At 41.3% G+C, this 18,324-nt stretch carries 18 protein-coding genes; 10 read left to right on the forward strand and 8 right to left on the reverse strand.

Annotation, left to right across the window (positions count from 1 at the left end; translation table 11 throughout):
- Window positions 1-8 precede the first annotated feature (8 nt).
- Both MHH54_RS07010 and lepB read left to right on the forward strand, forming a co-directional pair.
- Window positions 9-1,904, forward strand: a complete 1,896-nt coding sequence (locus MHH54_RS07010; RefSeq protein ID WP_342500818.1) for a fructose-specific PTS transporter subunit EIIC — start codon at window positions 9-11, stop codon at window positions 1,902-1,904.
- Window positions 1,905-2,114: 210 nt separating this feature from the next.
- Window positions 2,115-2,687 (forward strand): signal peptidase I, encoded by a 573-nt coding sequence (gene lepB, locus MHH54_RS07015; protein ID WP_034620046.1) that lies wholly within the window; start codon window positions 2,115-2,117, stop codon window positions 2,685-2,687.
- 65 nt (window positions 2,688-2,752) lie between these two features.
- Here lepB and MHH54_RS07020 read toward each other — a convergent pair whose 3' ends face one another.
- Window positions 2,753-3,028: a hypothetical protein gene (locus tag MHH54_RS07020; protein ID WP_034619939.1), complete on the reverse strand. Its 276-nt coding sequence runs from the start codon at window positions 3,026-3,028 to the stop codon at window positions 2,753-2,755.
- A gap of 143 nt (window positions 3,029-3,171) precedes the next feature.
- On the opposite strand from MHH54_RS07020, the gene MHH54_RS07025 reads away from it, so the two are divergent.
- Window positions 3,172-4,791, forward strand: coding sequence for an ATP-binding cassette domain-containing protein (locus MHH54_RS07025; protein WP_003212114.1), 1,620 nt, complete (start codon window positions 3,172-3,174; stop codon window positions 4,789-4,791).
- 240 nt (window positions 4,792-5,031) lie between these two features.
- Here the strand turns inward: MHH54_RS07025 and MHH54_RS07030 are convergent, their stop codons facing one another.
- From MHH54_RS07030 to mreBH, 3 genes are all read right to left on the reverse strand, one after another.
- The gene (locus MHH54_RS07030) at window positions 5,032-6,264 is read right to left on the reverse strand and encodes an aminopeptidase (RefSeq protein ID WP_106035805.1); all 1,233 of its coding nucleotides are present in this window, start codon (window positions 6,262-6,264) and stop codon (window positions 5,032-5,034) included.
- A gap of 106 nt (window positions 6,265-6,370) precedes the next feature.
- Window positions 6,371-6,502: a protein YkpC gene (locus MHH54_RS07035; protein ID WP_003210922.1), complete on the reverse strand. Its 132-nt coding sequence runs from the start codon at window positions 6,500-6,502 to the stop codon at window positions 6,371-6,373.
- A gap of 74 nt (window positions 6,503-6,576) precedes the next feature.
- Window positions 6,577-7,584: a rod-share determining protein MreBH gene (mreBH, locus tag MHH54_RS07040; protein ID WP_003211642.1), complete on the reverse strand. Its 1,008-nt coding sequence runs from the start codon at window positions 7,582-7,584 to the stop codon at window positions 6,577-6,579.
- 276 nt (window positions 7,585-7,860) lie between these two features.
- On the opposite strand from mreBH, the gene MHH54_RS07045 reads away from it, so the two are divergent.
- The 5 genes from MHH54_RS07045 to ade all read left to right on the forward strand — a co-directional run bounded on the left by MHH54_RS07045 (window position 7,861) and on the right by ade (window position 13,132).
- Window positions 7,861-8,139 carry an AbrB/MazE/SpoVT family DNA-binding domain-containing protein gene (locus tag MHH54_RS07045; protein ID WP_003211634.1) on the forward strand — a complete coding sequence of 93 codons (279 nt, stop codon included), beginning with the start codon at window positions 7,861-7,863 and terminating at the stop codon, window positions 8,137-8,139.
- Window positions 8,140-8,281: 142 nt separating this feature from the next.
- Complete coding sequence (locus MHH54_RS07050; RefSeq protein ID WP_342500819.1) at window positions 8,282-9,592, forward strand: ATP-binding protein; 1,311 nt, start codon at window positions 8,282-8,284, stop codon at window positions 9,590-9,592.
- A 4-nt stretch (window positions 9,593-9,596) separates the two neighbouring features.
- Entirely contained in the window at window positions 9,597-10,433 is an 837-nt protein-coding gene (locus MHH54_RS07055) for a gamma-glutamylcyclotransferase (RefSeq protein WP_342500820.1), read from the forward strand.
- A 37-nt stretch (window positions 10,434-10,470) separates the two neighbouring features.
- Window positions 10,471-11,139 carry a TrkA family potassium uptake protein gene (locus MHH54_RS07060; protein WP_003211815.1) on the forward strand — a complete coding sequence of 223 codons (669 nt, stop codon included), beginning with the start codon at window positions 10,471-10,473 and terminating at the stop codon, window positions 11,137-11,139.
- A 262-nt stretch (window positions 11,140-11,401) separates the two neighbouring features.
- Complete coding sequence (gene ade, locus MHH54_RS07065; protein WP_003210985.1) at window positions 11,402-13,132, forward strand: adenine deaminase; 1,731 nt, start codon at window positions 11,402-11,404, stop codon at window positions 13,130-13,132.
- A 91-nt stretch (window positions 13,133-13,223) separates the two neighbouring features.
- Here ade and rnjA read toward each other — a convergent pair whose 3' ends face one another.
- Window positions 13,224-14,891, reverse strand: coding sequence for a ribonuclease J1 (gene rnjA / locus MHH54_RS07070; protein ID WP_003212511.1), 1,668 nt, complete (start codon window positions 14,889-14,891; stop codon window positions 13,224-13,226).
- A gap of 5 nt (window positions 14,892-14,896) precedes the next feature.
- Window positions 14,897-15,106 (reverse strand): DNA-directed RNA polymerase subunit epsilon, encoded by a 210-nt coding sequence (locus MHH54_RS07075; RefSeq protein WP_003211882.1) that lies wholly within the window; start codon window positions 15,104-15,106, stop codon window positions 14,897-14,899.
- 395 nt (window positions 15,107-15,501) lie between these two features.
- Here MHH54_RS07075 and MHH54_RS07080 point away from each other — a divergent pair, with 395 nt between their 5' ends.
- Complete coding sequence (locus MHH54_RS07080; RefSeq protein ID WP_003211252.1) at window positions 15,502-16,281, forward strand: Cof-type HAD-IIB family hydrolase; 780 nt, start codon at window positions 15,502-15,504, stop codon at window positions 16,279-16,281.
- 39 nt (window positions 16,282-16,320) lie between these two features.
- On the opposite strand, the gene def is transcribed toward MHH54_RS07080, so the two are convergent.
- Window positions 16,321-16,878 carry a peptide deformylase gene (gene def / locus MHH54_RS07085; protein WP_003210923.1) on the reverse strand — a complete coding sequence of 186 codons (558 nt, stop codon included), beginning with the start codon at window positions 16,876-16,878 and terminating at the stop codon, window positions 16,321-16,323.
- A gap of 112 nt (window positions 16,879-16,990) precedes the next feature.
- Window positions 16,991-17,179, reverse strand: a complete 189-nt coding sequence (locus tag MHH54_RS07090) for a YjcZ family sporulation protein (RefSeq protein ID WP_034620045.1) — start codon at window positions 17,177-17,179, stop codon at window positions 16,991-16,993.
- A 234-nt stretch (window positions 17,180-17,413) separates the two neighbouring features.
- Here MHH54_RS07090 and MHH54_RS07095 point away from each other — a divergent pair, with 234 nt between their 5' ends.
- Entirely contained in the window at window positions 17,414-18,082 is a 669-nt protein-coding gene (locus MHH54_RS07095) for a YkyA family protein (protein ID WP_003212388.1), read from the forward strand.
- Window positions 18,083-18,324 lie beyond the last annotated feature (242 nt).

Genomic DNA, 18,324 nt, shown 5'->3' on the forward strand with positions numbered 1-18,324 from the left:
GAGTCATCATGAAAATAACAGAACTACTCACAAAGCAGACCATTAAGCTTCAATTAGACAGCCAGCAGAAAGAAGCAGTCATTGAAGAACTAGTCACTGTTTTAGATACAGCTGGCAAGTTAAATGATAAAGAGGGCTACAAAGAAGCAGTGATCAACCGTGAAAAACAGAGCTCTACTGGTATTGGTGAAGGAATTGCTATCCCTCACGCTAAAACAGCAAGTGTCAAAGAGCCTGCCATTGCATTTGGCCGCTCGGTAGCTGGTGTAGATTATGAATCACTGGACGCGCAGCCGAGTCATCTTGTCTTTATGATTGCAGCAACTGAAGGCGCAAACAACACGCACTTAGAAGCACTTTCTCGTTTATCAACACTTCTGATGCGTGAAGAAATCAGAAAGCAGCTTCTTGAAGCGGCTACTGAAGATGAAATCATCGATATCATCAATACGCATGATAAGGACGACGATGAAGAAGAAGAGGAAGTTCAAGAGGAGCCGGCTGCATCAGGTAAACCAGCTAAGATTTTAGCAGTAACAGCTTGCCCAACAGGTATTGCACATACATTTATGGCAGCAGATGCTTTGAAAGAAAAAGCGAAAGAAATGGGCGTTGACATTAAAGTTGAAACAAACGGCTCTGGCGGTATTAAACACGCTCTTACCGCAAAAGAAATCGAAGAAGCACCAGCCATCATTGTGGCAGCGGACAAGCAAGTTGAAATGGAACGCTTTAAAGGCAAACATGTCATTGAAGTACCTGTGACAGCAGGAATCCGTCGTCCGCAGGAATTGATTGAAAAAGCAGTCAATCAAGATGCGCCGATCTATAAAGTCTCTGGCGGCAGTTCTTCAAGAGACGAACATGAGTCATCTGGCAAAGGGAGAAGTGGTTTTTACAAGCACTTAATGAGCGGTGTAAGCAACATGCTTCCATTTGTTGTCGGAGGCGGTATCCTTGTTGCAATTTCATTCTTCTGGGGTATTAAATCAGCTGACCCTAATGACCCTTCATTTAATTCATTTGCAGCTGTTTTAAAAGGAATTGGTGGAGATAATGCACTTGCCTTAATCGTGGCTGTATTAGCCGGATTTATTGCGATGAGTATTGCAGATCGTCCAGGTTTTGCGCCAGGTATGGTCGGTGGATTTATGGCATCGGCAGCAGGTGCTGGATTCTTAGGCGGACTCATTGCCGGTTTCCTTGCTGGTTATGTCGTTGTGTTACTTAAAAAAGTATTCACATTCGTACCGCAGTCACTCGACGGAATTAAACCGGTTCTGCTCTATCCATTGTTCGGTATTTTCTTCACAGGTATCATTATGCATTACGTTGTTAACACACCAGTAAAAATGGTGATGGACGGATTAACTCATTGGCTTGAAACTTTAGGTACTGGAAACCTTGTCTTAATGGGCATTATTTTGGCAGGTATGATGGCGATTGATATGGGTGGGCCAATTAACAAAGCGGCTTACACATTTGGTCTTGCGATGATTGCTGCTGGAAACTATGCACCACACGCTGCCATTATGGCAGGCGGAATGGTACCACCATTAGGTATTGCACTTGCTACAACAATTTTTAGAAATAAATTCTCAAAACGTGACCGAGAAGCAGGAATTACATGCTACTTCATGGGAGCGGCCTTCATCACTGAAGGGGCGATCCCGTTTGCAGCGGCTGATCCTCTACGCGTGATTCCTTCAGCTGTCATTGGAGCAGCTGTGGCTGGCGGATTAACGGAATTCTTTAGAGTCACGCTTCCTGCACCGCACGGCGGACTATTCGTTTTCTGGGTAACAAATCATCCGATACTTTATATCATCAGCATCTTAATCGGTGCCGTTGTAACAGCGATTTTACTTGGTATTTTGAAAAAACCAGTGAAACTAGAAGCGTAAAGTAGAAGAGAAGCATCGTGAACAGCGGTGCTTCTTTTGTTTAATTATGAACAAATTAGGAAAAAATATCTAATTGAATGGTTGTCTTGTGAATTTTTAAATGACATGTGATAAAGTAAAGTTATTCAATTCACGTTTCAAGTCTTTTAGCAGAAAGTCTTAGGAGGAAGCAGTATTTTGAACGAAGAAAACAAACAAAACGAAAATGATATTCAATCTGATGCAAAGCAAGCCAAAACAGAGAAGAAAAGTTCACTGTTTGAATGGATCAAAGCTATTTTAATTGCACTTGCACTCGTCTTGCTCATCCGTACGTTTATATTTGAGCCGTATGTGGTGGAAGGAGAGTCAATGGAACCGACCCTTCATGATGGGGAAAAGCTGTTTGTCAACAAAACCATTAACTATCTAGGTGGTGTCAAACGAGGTGACATCGTGATTATTAATGGAAAAGATGGCCAGAAAATTCATTATGTAAAACGATTGATCGGTCTTCCGGGAGACACGATTGAAATGAAGGATGATACGCTTTACATTAATGGTAAAAAAGTAGATGAGACTTATTTAAAAGAGAACAAGGCACATGCGAAAGAGTATGAAGTGCATTTGACAGGTGATTTTGGTCCAGTGAAAGTACCGAAAAACGATTACTTTGTGATGGGGGACAACAGACTCAATTCCATGGACAGCAGAAATGGACTTGGACTCATTGAAAAGGATCGGGTTGTCGGGACATCAGAATTTGTTTTCTTCCCATTTGGCGACATTCGGCAAACAAAATAAAAGCACCCTTCTCAGGTGTGTGAGAAAAGTGCTTGAATGGGCGACCCTTAAAAGAAGGGTCGTTTTTAATTTGGCGTGAGCACTGTAACAATGAGCACAATGGCCAACACAGAAGCGAAGACAGACCCAGTAATGGCTAAAACGGACCGAAACAATCCGATCTTATGATTTTCTTTCCCTCGCTTTTGTAAAAAGCGTTTCGAAAAGATGTGTACCAGTGTGTAAATAAGCACAAGCCCAATATAAAGGCCAAAATCCCTCGCATTAAAGCCTGTTGCAGATAAATAAATACCCATAAAGAAAATCAATAAACAGTATTCCATCAGTGTAAGTAATCTCAAATCGCACGAACTCCTTCAATAAATCATTCCCACTTATTATACCATATTGGACAATTTGCCTTCGTTCTTAGTGAGAGACGTTTCTATCAAACGTTATTCATGTTATACTTCATAATGATGAATGAGTGATGGAGGATTAATAAATGATTGCAGTAAATAATGTTAGTTTGCGATTTGCTGATCGTAAACTATTTGAAGAAGTAAATATTAAATTCACTCCTGGCAACTGCTACGGTTTAATTGGTGCCAATGGAGCTGGTAAATCAACGTTTCTAAAGATTCTTTCAGGTGAAATTGAGGCTCAGACGGGCGATGTTCATATGAGCCCTGGTGAGCGTTTAGCGATTTTAAAACAGAACCACTTTGAATACGAAGAATTTGAAGTATTAAAAGTCGTCATGATGGGTCACAAGCGTTTATATGATGTGATGCAGGAGAAAGATGCGATCTATATGAAACCTGATTTCTCAGATGAAGACGGGATTCGTGCAGCAGAGCTTGAAGGTGAGTTCGCTGAGTTAAACGGCTGGGAAGCAGAAAGTGAAGCAGCGATCTTATTAAAAGGTCTTGGCATTCCAGAGAGCCTTCAATCGAAGAAAATGTCTGAGCTTGGTGGTTCTGAAAAGGTAAAAGTACTACTAGCCCAAGCGTTATTTGGCAAGCCTGACGTCCTTCTTCTGGATGAGCCAACGAACCACTTGGACTTACAAGCCATCCAGTGGCTAGAAGAGTTCCTTATTCATTTTGAAAATACCGTCATCGTCGTTTCGCATGACCGTCACTTCTTAAACAAAGTGTGTACACATATTGCGGACCTAGACTTCGGAAAAATTCAAGTATATGTCGGTAACTATGATTTCTGGTATGAGTCTAGCCAGCTAGCGCTGAAACTCAGCCAAGATGCAAATAAGAAAAAAGAAGAGCAAATTAAGCAGCTTCAAGAGTTCGTTGCCCGGTTCAGTGCGAACGCTTCTAAATCGAAGCAAGCGACGTCAAGAAAGAAATTGCTTGATAAAATCTCTTTAGACGATATTAAGCCCTCTTCACGTAAATATCCGTATGTTCATTTTGCGCCAGAGCGTGAAATCGGAAATGATGTCCTTCAAGTAGAAGGTCTATCGAAAACAATTGACGGTGTGAAAGTACTTGATAACGTCAGCTTTATCATGAATCGCGAGGATAAAATTGCGTTCCTAAGCCGTAATGAGCTTGCTGTGTCTACTTTATTTAAAATTCTTGCTGGTGAGATGGAGCCAGACAGCGGGACATATAAATGGGGCGTCACAACATCTCAAGCCTTTTTCCCGAAAGACAATAGTGAATACTTTGAAGGAAACGATGTCGATTTAGTGGATTGGCTTCGCCAATATTCTCCTAATGATCAAAGCGAAAGCTTCTTACGCGGATTCTTAGGACGTATGCTTTTCTCTGGGGAAGAAGTAAAGAAAAAAGCAAGCGTCTTATCAGGAGGAGAAAAGGTTCGTTGTATGTTATCGAAAATGATGCTGTCAGGAGCGAATGTACTGCTTCTGGATGAGCCGACGAACCACTTAGACCTAGAATCCATTACGGCGCTAAATAACGGTTTAATGAGCTTTAAAGGAGCGATGCTCTTCTCATCTCATGACCATCAGTTTGTTGAAACAGTGGCAAACCGTATTATCGAAGTGACGCCAAATGGCATCGTCGATAAACAAACAACATATGATGAGTTCTTATCAGATCAAGAGATTCAAAAGAGACTCGTTGAGCTTTATGCGTAAATAAGAAAAGACATCCAATTGTGGATGTCTTCAGCATGTAGACAAACCCTCGCATTCGTTGTCAGTCCTGCGCGCCGGTGCTCACGAATGTCAAATTCGCTCCGCTCCGGTACTCGCCCTTCCTAGACTGCAAAGGTTTTCTATCACGCTGAAAAGAAGACAAAGGGCTAAAATCAAGATCATTTTAGCCCTTTGTCAACAATCTGAAGACATCCAATTGTGGATGTCTTTTTTTTTCGATTAAATCGCCCAATTCCCATTACGGAAGATCGGTTCACGTTTTCCGTCTTTTGTAATACCGTCAATATTCATTTCCTTTGAACCAATCATGAAATCGACGTGTGTGATACTGTTGTTTACACCAGCTGCATCCAATTCTTCACGATTCATCTCTTTTCCGCCTTCGATATTGAACGCATATCCGCTGCCGATGGCAAGGTGGTTCGATGCGTTTTCATCATAAAGGGTATTGTAATAGAGAATATTCGAGTTTGAGATTGGTGAATCATCTGGTACGAGAGCAACCTCACCTAGATAATGAGAGCCTTCATCTGTTTCAACGAGCGAAGTTAAAATGTCTTCGCCTTCCTTCGCTTTCACATCGACAATTCGGCCATTTTCAAATGTTAAAGTAAACTCATCAATGATATTTCCTGCATAGCTGAGCGGTTTTGTGCTTGAGACAGTCCCATTTACACCATCTTTTTTAGGTACGGTAAAGACTTCTTCTGTTGGCATGTTGGCCATGAAAGAGACGCCGCGCTCACTCACGCTGCCGGCACCTACCCAAATGTGCTGCTCAGGGAGCTCAATCGTTAAATCAGTGCCAGGAGCATCATAATGAAGCTTGTGGTAGTGGCGCTCATTTAGGATTTTGACCTTTTCATTTAGCAACTCATCGTGCTTTTTCCAAGCCTCCACAGGATCTGCTTGATCAGCGCGAGCGACTTTAAAGATTTGATCCCATAATAAAGCGACAGCTTCTTCATCTGTCTGGTCAGGGAAAATCTTTTTCGCCCAATCTTTTGATGCAGCGCCTACGACCGTCCAAGCCACTTTGTCTGATTGAACGTATTGGCGATATGTATGAAGGGCGGATCCAGCGGCTTTTTGCTGTGCAGCGATTTTTTTCGAATCAATGCCTCGCAGAAGGTCAGGGCTTTCTGACAAGATCGTGATAAAAGCGCCGCCGCGTTTTGCGATGGTTTCCATCATCTGTGCTTCCCATTCTGGGAATTGCTCAAACACATCCTGCGGTGCATGTTCATATTTTAAACGAGCAAGAACACCATCACTCCAGCGGATATGTACGTTTTTCGCCCCGTGCTCATACGCATGTTTCGCGACAAGACGAACAAGGTCTGCAGATTCAGTAGATGCAGATACGACGACTTCTTGTTCTTTTTGAACATTCACACCGACTTCAACGATGGTCTTCGCATATTGATCTAATTGTTTTTCAAATGAATTCATAAAAACCCTCCTTTAGTCATGTTCATCATATCAGATTTAAGACCGAAAAGGAAAATGGGGAGCACGCGAAAAGCCAAAATAAAAAAGCCGCTTTCATGCGGCTTTTTTAGCGGTTCAGTTGTTTCACAGGCTGTGCATTAGAAGGGGGCATATGTGAAAACGACAGGCTCATTCCTCCTAATATAATACCCGTTAAAATGACTGTGACAACGACCCGTTTACCTAAATCAAGCAACATGTTCTTCCTCCTTCACGTTTATCCATTCCTCACGATATGATCGAAATGATAAAAAAAGAAGTAGAACAAGAAGATTATTTTAATGTTTTTTGCAATTTATGAATGACTTCTAGTGAACGACCTGTTCCGATTGCGACAGACTCAAGTGGATTTGCTGCAATATGAACTGGAACGACAATCTCCTGTGAGAGCCATTCTTGAATCCCGTTTAACAAAGCGCCACCGCCGGTTAAGATCACGCCGCGGTCTACGATGTCACCACTAAGCTCTGGAGGGCTGTCCTCTAATGTGGCACGAATCGCCTCTAAAATATGAAGAAGTGACTCTCGCATGGCACCTTGAATTTCATGAGATTCAAGTGTGATCGTTTTTGGAAGACCTGTCACCAGATCACGTCCACGTACTTCTAATGACTCTGGCTCATGCTCAATGAGACAATAACCAATTTCCATTTTAACTTGCTCAGCTGTCCGCTCGCCGATTAATAGGTTATATTTCTTTCGGACAAACGTAATGATATCTTCATCCAGCTGATCTCCGCCAATTCGAATGGAATGACAAGAGACAACGCCGCCAAACGAAATGATGGCAACTTCCGTTGTTCCTCCGCCAATATCAACTACGACGTTTGCAACAGGCTCATCTACTGGGAGATCAGCGCCGATTGCGGCTGCAACAGGTTCTTCTATTAAATGCACGTGCTTTGCTCCGCAGTTTTTCACAGCATCACTGATGGCACGACGCTCAACAGCTGTTGAACCAGAAGGTGTACATACGACGACCGTTGGTTTTCTGAAGGTAAACCCGATATTTTTTCCTGCTTTTTTCATGATTTGTTTGAGTAAATCTGTTGTCATATCATAATCAGCGATGACACCGTCTTTCATCGGACGGATCGCCACAATTTTCCCAGGTGTTTTCCCAATCATTTCTTTTGCTTCTGTTCCGACGGCAAGTACAGTTTTTGTTTCTGTATCGACTGCCACGACGGATGGTTCATTTAAAATAATTCCCTTATTTTTACTATAAACCAATATGTTAGCTGTTCCTAAATCAATTCCAATTTCGGCATTTTGAAACATGTTTTCACCCAATCTCTATTTTTGCTGTTTTAAACAATTTTACATTTAAAAGTTCAGAGGGTTGAGGTCATTTGTGGGGGTTTGTGATGACCTTGAAATGAACTTGTAAAATTCAAGTATCATTTTGACAATCACAATAAATTTTCCCTTTGTTTTTTCTTTTATAAAAAAATTTTTTATAGAGGAGAAACCTTTTGAGAATCTCTTACGTCTACGATATATCAATTGGTGAAAAACAGATTGATCTTGAGCTAATGAAAGAAAGAGGGAACGAAATTGAAATCTATCGGAGTCGTAAGAAAAGTAGACGAACTAGGGCGTATTGTGATGCCAATCGAATTAAGAAGAGCACTTGATATTGCCATTAAAGACAGTATGGAATTTTTTATAGATGGGGAGAAAATCGTCTTGAAAAAATACAAGCCAGAGGGTGTTTGCCTCATGACTGGTGAGATTACATCAGAGAACCATGATTATGGAAATGGTCAAATTACATTAAGCGCTGAAGGCGCAGAACTACTCTTAAAAGAGCTACAAGAAGCTCTTCAGCAGTAATGAAAAAAGCCTGCTCTCTTCCTTTGTGCGGAGAACAGGCTTTTTTTCTGAAAAAGTTCCTTAAAAATGCCCCATCTCCCTCAAAAAATAAGTGGAAAATGGTACAATTGACAAAGAATCTCAGGGCGGCAGGTGGAATCATTTGAACAAAACATATCAAGTGCGGATCGTGTTATCTGTTCTTGCATTTATTTTAATATTAAGCTGGGATTTCTTTTATTATCTAGGCGGCTATCAAATTAATTGGCCGCTCGATCTAGCCTTTACAGTCCTTGTTCTAACAGGGATCTGGGTTGTCTCAGGCTATGTAGACCGCTTAAATCTATTTGTGTCAGACTTAAATACGAGAGAGAAAGAAGCACAGGAACTGACAGAGCGGCTGAATCGAATCACAGATAACTTGCAAGAAATCGTCTTTGAAACAAACGAAAAAGGTGAAATTATTTTTTTAAATCAAGCATGGACACAAATGACAGGCTATGACATTGATGAATGTCTAGGCACCATGTACAATCAGTACTTTGATCAAGAGGAACGCGTGGTGCAGCATTTGTTATCTGTGATCAAGGAGCATAAGGATGCGGGGCGGGTAGAACTGCAGCTTCTACATAAAGAGGGAAAGAAGGTATGGGGAGACGTTCATTACAAGCTCTATTTTGATGAGCATCACCAGTTTACCGGAGGAATTGGAACAGTAGCTGATATTACGAAACAAAAGCAGGCAAAGCTTGAGCTTGAAAGATCCAATCAGCAATTGCAAATGCAGGCGCAAAAGCTGGCCGTCGCTGGACAAATAGCCGCTGGAATCGCCCATGAAGTCAGAAATCCACTGACATCAGTAAATGGTTTTTTACAGCTGATGAAGACACAATATCCTGAAAGAACCGATTATTTTGACATTATCTTCTCTGAAATTAAACGGATTGATTTTGTTTTAAGTGAGTTGCTTGTATTGGCTAAGCCTCAAGCGGTCCAATTTCAAGAAGTCCAGCTTCATGAGCTTCTAGAACAAGTGATTACTTTATTAAAAACAAATGCCGTTCTTTCAAATATTGATCTCAAGCAGCCATTTAAAAGGCAGGATGCCGGTGCAATCCTAGCAGACGCTAACCAAATGAAGCAGCTGTTCATTAATTTAATCAAAAATGCGATTGAGGCAATGCCAGAAGGTGGCAGCATATACATATCTACAGAAAAAGTATTGAATGAATGGAAGATTACCATTCAAGATGAAGGAAAAGGGATGTCTGAAGAAGATATTCAAAAAATATATGACCCTTTCTTTTCCACGAAAAAAGAAGGGACAGGGCTTGGTCTGACCATCTGTGCGACAATTTTAAAAGATCATCACGGAAGAATGGACGTGTCTAGTGAGCTTGGAAAAGGCACAGCTTTTCATATTTATTTGCCTGTGTGTCAAAAAAGCAGACAGCAGCAAGTTGAGAGGACGTGAAGACATGACGGTGAAAGCTTTATTTGTAAATGGGAAGCTATTGCAGCATGAAGAGCACCACGAAGCGTACATGAAGGAAAGTAGACTATTAGCTAAATCTGCTTGGATGAATGGAAGAATCTACGATACAGGTCAAGGATATCCAGCGTGTGTTCCCGCAGAAAAAGGCACTGTATACGGGGAATTGTACGAGGTGACCGCTGACACGTTGAATAAGATAGACGCACTAGAGGAAGAGTATGACAAGCAGGAAATCAATGTCATGACGGATCAAGGTCAGGTAGCAGCCATGACATACACTTTGCCAGAGCAGAAGGCATCAGCACTGAAAGAAATAAAGAGAGGGTGCTGGAAAGCTTATAAACTGTGGCATCAGAAGCCATCATCCTTCTATTATTTTGCCTATGGCTCCTGTATGGATGATGCTAGATTTAAGCTCGCAGAAGTCGATCATCACTTCAGACAAATCATCGGCGGTGGTGTACTAAACGGTTTTACTACGAGATTTACATTGGTGAGGCCAGATGGATCAAGAGCTGATATGGTAGAAGACGGCGGCGAAACAGAGGGTGTATTATATGAAGTTCCTTTTGATGCCATTCGTTATTTGTATAAACGAGAGGGAGTATATGAAGGCACATATCGTCCAGCTTTTGTCGATGTCAAAATAGGTGATCAAATTTATGAGGACTGTTTAACCTTTCTTGTGCTTCAAAAGAGCGAAGAAATCGCTCCGCCAGCTCATTATCGCAGTGAAATCGAAAAAGGAGCAGACCTTTACTTAAGTGAAGCGTTCCGTAAAAAAATTCGTTCCCATATGGATTCATTAATCAAACCGTAGTAAAATGCATGGTAAGTGAAATAAAAGGAGTCTGAACATGAAAAAGGAATATGCAGTCATTGGTCTTGGACGCTTTGGCGGAAGTATTTGCAAGGCGCTGAGCGAAGAAGGACTTGAAGTCATGGCGATGGATATGAATGAAGATCGAGTAAACGAGTACGCGAAAATTGCCTCACATGCGGTCATTGGTGATTCGACGGACGAAAACGTTTTAAAAAATCTTGGTATTCGCAATTTTGATCATGTCATCGTTGCAATCGGTGAAAATATTCAGGCAAGTATTTTAACAACGATTATGCTGAAAGAGCTTGGCGTCAAAATGGTCACCGTGAAAGCGCAAAATGACTACCATGAAAAGGTGCTCAACAAAATTGGAGCGGATCGCATCGTTCATCCAGAGCGAGATATGGGTAGACGGATTGCACATAAAATCATTTCAAATAACGTGCTTGATTACCTCGAGCTGTCAGATGAGTACAGCCTGATTGAGATTGTGGCAAACAGCAGGCTGGCGGGACATTCTCTTTTAGATCTTGATATACGGGCAAAATACGGCATCAACATTGTGGCCATTAAGCGCGGAAAAGAAGTCATTGTTTCCCCGCTGGCAGATGAAATGATTCAAAAAGAAGATATCCTCATTGTCATTGGGGCAGTAGCCGATATAGGACGCTTTGAAAAACGAGAAATGCAGAACGATTATTAAGCACTCCGATGACGGGGTGTTTTTTTACATGAATGTGTTCATGACAGGTGGACATTGAGACGGAAATTGACACTGAAAAGGGTTGCTTTGTTCATGTATAACCGCAAAAATGAATCATCTTATTTTTCGTGCAATTATCACTATTCAGAAATAAAAATCAGTGTTTTGATATGGTTGATTTTCTCTAAATGTCATTGACTGGACAAACAGATTCGTTTACGATAAGAAACATTATATTGTTTACTTGGAGGAGGCAGTGTCGTTGGATAAGGAGCTTTTCAGACATCAAATTGAGGTAGCAGCAAAGAGAAAAAAAGCAGCCCTCGTGATTAAACATGCGAAAGTCATGGATGTGTTTAACCAGGAATGGATAGACGCTGATGTCGCTGTTGAAAATGGACAAATAGTCGGGATAGGGGAGTACGAGGGAGAACAGGAGCTTGATGCAGCAGGTCAAATGCTTGTGCCTGGTTTTATTGATGGCCACGTTCATATCGAGTCTTCAATGGTTACCCCTGCTGAATTCTCCAAAGCTGTCGTTCCGCGCGGTGTGACAACTGTCGTAACAGATCCGCATGAAATCGCCAATGTGTCAGGTATAACAGGCATCCAATTTATGCTGGAAGAAGCGAGAAAAGCTGCCTTACATATTTATTTCATGCTGCCATCCTGTGTACCGGCAGTCAGTTTTGAACGATCAGGTGCTACATTAATAGCCAAAGATTTAAAGCCTCTTTATAAAGAAAAGGAAGTGCTTGGTCTTGCTGAGGTGATGGACTATGTCGGTGTGGAGCAGGCAGAAGAAGATATGCTTCAAAAGCTGCTTGATGCCCAAAACGAGAATAAACTGATTGATGGCCATTTAGCAGGCTTAACAGATCGTTTAATCAACGTCTACCGGACGGCCAATATCCAAACAGACCATGAGGTGACAACTGCACAGGAAGCCCTTGAGCGTGTGAAAAGGGGCATGTATGTGATGCTGAGAGAAGGATCTGTTGCCAAAAACGTGAAAAATGTTTTACCCGCTGTCAATGAAAAGAATGCGAGACGCTTTTTCTTTTGCACAGATGATAAACATTTGGATGATTTAATGGCACAGGGAAGTATTGATGAGCAAGTACGGATGTCCATAAAAGAAGGCTTAGACCCATTTTTAGCCTATCAAATGGGAAGCTTAAATGCCGCAGAGTGTTTTGGTCTTAAAACAAAGGGAGCCATTGCACCAGGCTATGATGCTGATTTTATGCTTGTCTCGGACTTTCATCATGTAGACATTACAAGCGTATTTATCGCAGGTGAATTGGTTGCACAGAACGGAGAGTACAAGCCGAGTGTCGAAAAGATCGCACCAAGCCCAGCATTATTACAATCTGTTCATGCAGTAGATGTTCAAGAGGAAGACATTGCACTACCTATCACGGGCGATCAACATATGAATGTGATCCGTATTATTCCGAATCAGCTTGAAACAAAGTTAGAACAAGTCTCTCCTTCAGAAATGAACGGACAATTTACAAGTGATACAGGCAGAGATGTATTGAAAATGGTGCTTGTTGAACGTCATCAAGGTTTATCTGAAATGGGCGTAGGGATTGTCAGCGGCTTCGGCATCAAACAGGGCGCGATTGCAACAACGGTTGCACATGATTCCCATAACTTAATTGCAGTTGGCACAAATGATGCTGATATCATCAAAGCGATTGAGGCGTTAAAAGAAGCAGGCGGCGGTTTGACTGTTGTTAAAGAAGGGCGTTCTCTTCATACGCTGCCATTACCGATCTCTGGTTTATTGTCAGATCAGCCGGCACATCTCGTCAATGAAAGCCTTCATACACTTCATGAAGCGCTTAAAGAAACAGGTTTTACCTTAGACTTTAATCCGTTTTTGACGCTGTCCTTCTTGGCACTTCCAGTCATTCCTGATGTGAAAATGACGACAAAGGGCTTGTTTGATGTCAGAAACTTTCAGCACCTCCCAATTCAATCATAAAAAGTGAGAAACCGCATGTTATATATGCGGCTTTTTTCAATACTGATGAAAAAAAGAGACACAGCCAGTCGGCTCGTGTCTCTTTTTGTGATTACACTTCCATAATAATCGGTAAGATCATTGGGCGGCGTCTTGTTTTTTCGTAAAGGAAAGGAGCAAGTGTGTCCGTAATTTCGTTCTTAATTTCCGACCACTGAGTTGTCTTACGTTCCATTACTTTTTCAAGATGCTTTGAAATGAGATCTTGTGCGTCGTTGATGAGGTCTCCAGATTCTCTCATGTAGACAAAGCCTCTTGAGATGAGATCAGGACCAGCAGAGATTTTGAATTCTTTCATGTCCATGCTGACGACCACAATGACAAGACCTTCTTCAGAAAGAATGCGGCGGTCTCTTAAGACGATATTCCCGATATCGCCAATTCCGCTTCCGTCGATATACACGTTACCTGATGGAATTTTGCCAGCGACACTCGCTTCGTCACCTTTTAGTGCAAGTACTTCACCGTTATCCATGATAAAGCAGTTTTCCTCAGGAATTCCGCAATCATTCGCAAGTTTAATATGCGTTTTTTGCATGCGGTATTCACCGTGAATCGGCATAAAGAATTTTGGTTTAATTAAACGGAGCATCAGCTTTTGTTCTTCTTGTCCACCATGACCAGATGTATGAATATTATTAAGTGAGCCATGAATAACCTCAGCGCCAGCACGGTACAGCTGGTTAATGGTGCGGCTTACGCTAATATTGTTACCTGGAATCGGTGAAGATGAGAAGACAACAGTGTCTCCAGGATTAATCGAAATCTGGCGGTGAGTGCCGTTTGCAATACGAGAAAGAGCAGCCATCGGCTCACCTTGGCTCCCAGTACAAAGAATAGTCACTTTGTTTGCTGGTAGACGGTTGATTTCATTATGTTCAATGAACGTGTTTTTTGGACATTTAATGTAGCCAAGATCTTGTCCAATATCAATGGCAGACTCCATACTTCGTCCAAACACCGCAACTTTTCGGCCGTTGGCAACAGCGGACTCGATCACTTGCTGAAGTCTGTGAATGTTTGAAGCAAACGTAGCAAAGATAATACGTCCGTCGACTTTTCTAAAGATGTCATCAATGCTTTCGCCTACGCGTCTTTCAGACATCGTAAATTCTGGAATTTCACTGTTTGTACTATCGGATAAAAGACATAGAACGCCTTCTTTCCCGATTTCAGCCATTTTTGTTAAGTTGGCAGGTTCGCCAACAGGCGTAAAGTCAAACTTGAAATCACCTGTATGTACGATGTTACCAGGAGGTGTCTTCACGACAATTCCATAAGAATCTGGAATACTGTGTGTAGTTCTAAAGAAAGACACAGCTGTTTTTCTGAATTTAATGGTATCTTCTTCTTCATAAATGTGAAGTTTTGTTTGTCTCAAGAGACCGTGCTCTTCCAATTTATTACGAAGTAGGCCGATTGCGAGTTTGCCGCCGTAAACTGGAATATTCACTTGCTTGAGAAGGTAAGGGATACCGCCGATGTGGTCTTCATGTCCGTGAGTGATGAAAAGACCTTTGATTTTATCTTCGTTTTTAACTAAGTACGTATAGTCAGGGATGACGTAGTCAATTCCAAGAAGCTCATCTTCAGGGAACTTAATACCAGCATCAATTAAAATGATTTCATCTTGAAATTGAACGCCATACGTGTTTTTACCGATCTCGCCTAAACCGCCGAGCGCAAAAACTGCCGCCTGATCGTTTTTTACAAATTTCATTCCTCTCATAGCTCCAATACTTTAAAATTTTCACTTTCTCGTTCATAGTCTAAAAAAGCACCGTCTACAGGCTGAATGAATTCAATGTTGTAGCTATGTTTTTTCAACTTATCACGTACGTCTCTTTCAGAAACTGCTTCAACGTATAGTGAATCTGTGTGTTCTCTTACAGGTACCTCAGTAGTACTTGCCTGAAAAAATACCTTATATATCATCCAAATCTCTCCTTAAATACCGTATGTTACACTCGCTATTTCTATTATATTAAAAAAACGCGCATAAGAAAAGTCTCTGAGAAAAAAGGACCTTCAGCAAATGTGCGGAAGATCCTTTTAAGCGATCGATTTTTTACGAAGCATGTCCTTCCATTGTCTTCTAATTTTCTTGCGCAGACGACGAAGCATCGCAGGTCGCCTCCTTTCGAATTGAAGTTAGATTAGACCTTGTATTCCGTTCTCTCTTTATACTTGTATTATATGACGTTTCCATTGAATGTTACATGGTTATATGTGGGAAATGGGCGTTTTAATAGGAATTGGTTTCGAAAGCAGAAATCTTTCTGTATGATGAAAGGGAGTGGGTATACATAACAAGAGACAGGAGACGGGATATGAATAAAAAAGTCATCTTCTTTGATATCGACGGTACTTTATATGATCATGATAAAAAAATACCTGAATCAACGAAGAGAGCAGTTCGTTTATTAAAAGAAAAAGGCCATCATCTCTTCATTGCATCTGGGCGTTCGCCTTTTTTAATTAAGCCTATTTTAGAGGAATTAGGGCTTGACTCCTTTATTGCTTATAACGGTCAGTATGTCATGTATGAGGGAGAAGTCATTTACGGCAATCCGCTTAAACTGGAGCTAATGGAGCAAATTTATGAAACAGCGGATCATCATGATCATCCGCTTGTTTTCATGGGGGAAAAAACGATGAAGGCTTCTGTGCCAAATCACCCGTTTATCCATGAGGGGATTGGGACTTTAAAAACAGAGCATCCTGAACATGATTTATCTTACTTTAAAGAAAACGAGATTTTTCAAATGCTGTTATTCTGTAAGGCAGAAGAGGAAGTCCAATACGAGGCGTTCCGCGAAGAAATTGATCTTGTCAGATGGCACGAGCTGTCAACAGATGTCTTGCCAAAAGGCGGATCAAAGGCTGAAGGCATTAAACGAGTTATCGAAAGACTGCCTTACGAGCAAAAGGATACCGTTGCCTTTGGAGACGGTCTGAACGATCGAGAGATGATTTCGTTTGCTGGTACAGGCGTCGCCATGGGAAATGCTGTGAATGAACTAAAAGATTTGGCTGATTTTGTGACAAAGCCAGTAGATGAAGACGGCATATTCCATGCAGTGACTCATTTAGGCCTGATTGAAGAATAAAAAAAGAAGACCCTTAGGTTATTGGGTCTTCTTTTTATTTTATGATCTGCCGATCGCAACAGAGTTGTCAGGCTCAGCGAATGGCTGATCCTTTTGAATATGATCATAAAACATAATGCCGTTTAAATGGTCGATTTCATGCTGAAACACAATGGCCGGAAACCCTTTTAGGCGAATATCAATGTCTTCTCCTTCAAGCGTTGTACCCTTCACCCTGATCTTTTGATATCGAGGGACAAATCCAGGAATGGCTTCATCAACAGATAAGCAGCCTTCACCAGTCGTTAAATAAGCTCTTTTGACGGAATGACTGACAATGCGCGGGTTGAAAAGGGCATAGCTGTATTCCACTCCATCTTCATCCTCACAGTGAACAGCGATCATTCGTTTACTGACATTAATTTGCGGAGCCGCGAGTCCAACGCCGGGTCTGAGTCCATACTTTTCAGCCATGTCAGCATCCTGACTATTTTTAACGAATTCAATCATGTCAGCTAATTGCTGTTTTTCCTCTTCTGTCGGCGGGAGCTCGACCGCTTCAGCTGTTTGTCTTAAGACGGGATGTCCGTCCCGTACGATATCTTCCATGGTAATCACAAATCTTCACTCCTATTTCCTTTGTATGTAAAGTATATAAAATGATACACAACATATGCAATGAAATAAAGAAGACCGGTCCTATAAGACCGGTCAGAGGCTTAAACAGCCATTAGCAGCAGCCGCCACCGCCGCCTAAGAATGCTGCGCCAACGATGATTAATAGGATGAAAAGGACAACGATTAAAGCGAATGTCCGTCCCCCGCCGTATCCGCAGCCACTTCCATAACTTGGGTAACAACAACCACCGCCATATCCACCACCGTATCCATACCCGTAACCGCCGTATCCACCATACATACTTCCATGACTATAATTAGACATACTTTTGACCTCCTTTGGAAATACACTCGGCCTTTCATAAGTGAAGGCGAAGCGTGTAATATAAACTATGTATGAATGCACTATTTGTATAGTCATGCGCCTATCACTTGAAAAAAATCTTCTTCGGCTCATCAAAATGACCTCTTTCCTTGTCACAAACGCCTATAAAAATTATAGTGGTATGTGGAGATGTAAAGGGGGAACCTTGTGATGAAAGAAATAAGAAGAAGCATGAAAGCAGGTGCTGCTTTAGCGGGGATATGTACCCTTTTGCTGGCGGGATGCGGAGGTCAAAGTCCATTTCATGACATCCAGAATGCGATGACGAAAATGAGCGAAAAAGAGGCATCTTTTGAAAAAGAGCAAGGTACACTGCAAAGCTATGAGAAAAAAGAGCAGCAGCTCTATAAAAAAATGATTCAAACCACAAAGGATCACACTAAAACAGTGTCAAGCCTTTCTGATCAGGCGTTAGCATCTGCAGCGAAACGAGAAGAACATTTGAAAACAGAAAAAGACAGCATGGATGAATCGAAAAAAGAATTGAAAACGGTCAAGGAATCTGCGGGACGTATACAAGATACGAATTTAAAAGAAAAAGCAGATGAAACGGTCAAATCGCTTGAGAAAAGATATGCGTCGTATGACCAGCTTTACAAGGAATATCAAAAGGCGTTGAAACAAGATCAGCATTTATATCAATCTTTAAAGAAAAAGGACTTAGGATATAAAGAGCTAAAATCCAAGCTGAAGACTGTGAACCGTTCTTATAGCAAAGTCAGAAAAGAAGGTAAAAAGTTCAATCAATATACAAAGCAATTGAATGAGCATAAACAGGCTTTGTCTAAAGTGGCAGATCAAGAGTCCAAAAAGAGCTGAAAAAACAGCTCTTTTTTTATTTTTCGACAAAAACAAACATTTTCTATTGTAGTACAGTAGTACACACTATACTAGTACAGTTCGATGTGTTTGTTAAACAGATTGATACAGCTCACCATAAAAAGTAAAGCGAATACATTTATTTAAATAAAGCCGTTAAATCAATTGACGGACTATTTTTCTTGTTGTAAACTAGTCCTTGTTAACAGAAGTTGTATTAGTTATTTGTGAACTATCGTTAA

It is taken from the genome of Bacillus sp. FSL K6-4563 (genome assembly GCF_038630405.1).
Classification (GTDB): Bacteria; Bacillota; Bacilli; order Bacillales; family Bacillaceae; genus Bacillus; species Bacillus pumilus.

Coding starts and splice junctions, on each gene's coding strand:
- MHH54_RS07010 (WP_342500818.1), top strand. CDS start 9: ATGAAAATAACAGAACTACTCACAAAGCAGACCATTAAGCTTCAATTA.
- MHH54_RS07025 (WP_003212114.1), top strand. CDS start 3,172: ATGATTGCAGTAAATAATGTTAGTTTGCGATTTGCTGATCGTAAACTA.
- MHH54_RS07030 (WP_106035805.1), bottom strand. CDS start 6,264: ATGAATTCATTTGAAAAACAATTAGATCAATATGCGAAGACCATCGTT.
- MHH54_RS07035 (WP_003210922.1), bottom strand. CDS start 6,502: ATGTTGCTTGATTTAGGTAAACGGGTCGTTGTCACAGTCATTTTAACG.
- mreBH (WP_003211642.1), bottom strand. CDS start 7,584: ATGTTTCAAAATGCCGAAATTGGAATTGATTTAGGAACAGCTAACATA.
- MHH54_RS07055 (WP_342500820.1), top strand. CDS start 9,597: ATGACGGTGAAAGCTTTATTTGTAAATGGGAAGCTATTGCAGCATGAA.
- MHH54_RS07060 (WP_003211815.1), top strand. CDS start 10,471: ATGAAAAAGGAATATGCAGTCATTGGTCTTGGACGCTTTGGCGGAAGT.
- rnjA (WP_003212511.1), bottom strand. CDS start 14,891: ATGAAATTTGTAAAAAACGATCAGGCGGCAGTTTTTGCGCTCGGCGGT.
- MHH54_RS07075 (WP_003211882.1), bottom strand. CDS start 15,106: ATGATATATAAGGTATTTTTTCAGGCAAGTACTACTGAGGTACCTGTA.
- MHH54_RS07080 (WP_003211252.1), top strand. CDS start 15,502: ATGAATAAAAAAGTCATCTTCTTTGATATCGACGGTACTTTATATGAT.
- MHH54_RS07090 (WP_034620045.1), bottom strand. CDS start 17,179: ATGTATGGTGGATACGGCGGTTACGGGTATGGATACGGTGGTGGATAT.
- MHH54_RS07095 (WP_003212388.1), top strand. CDS start 17,414: ATGAAAGAAATAAGAAGAAGCATGAAAGCAGGTGCTGCTTTAGCGGGG.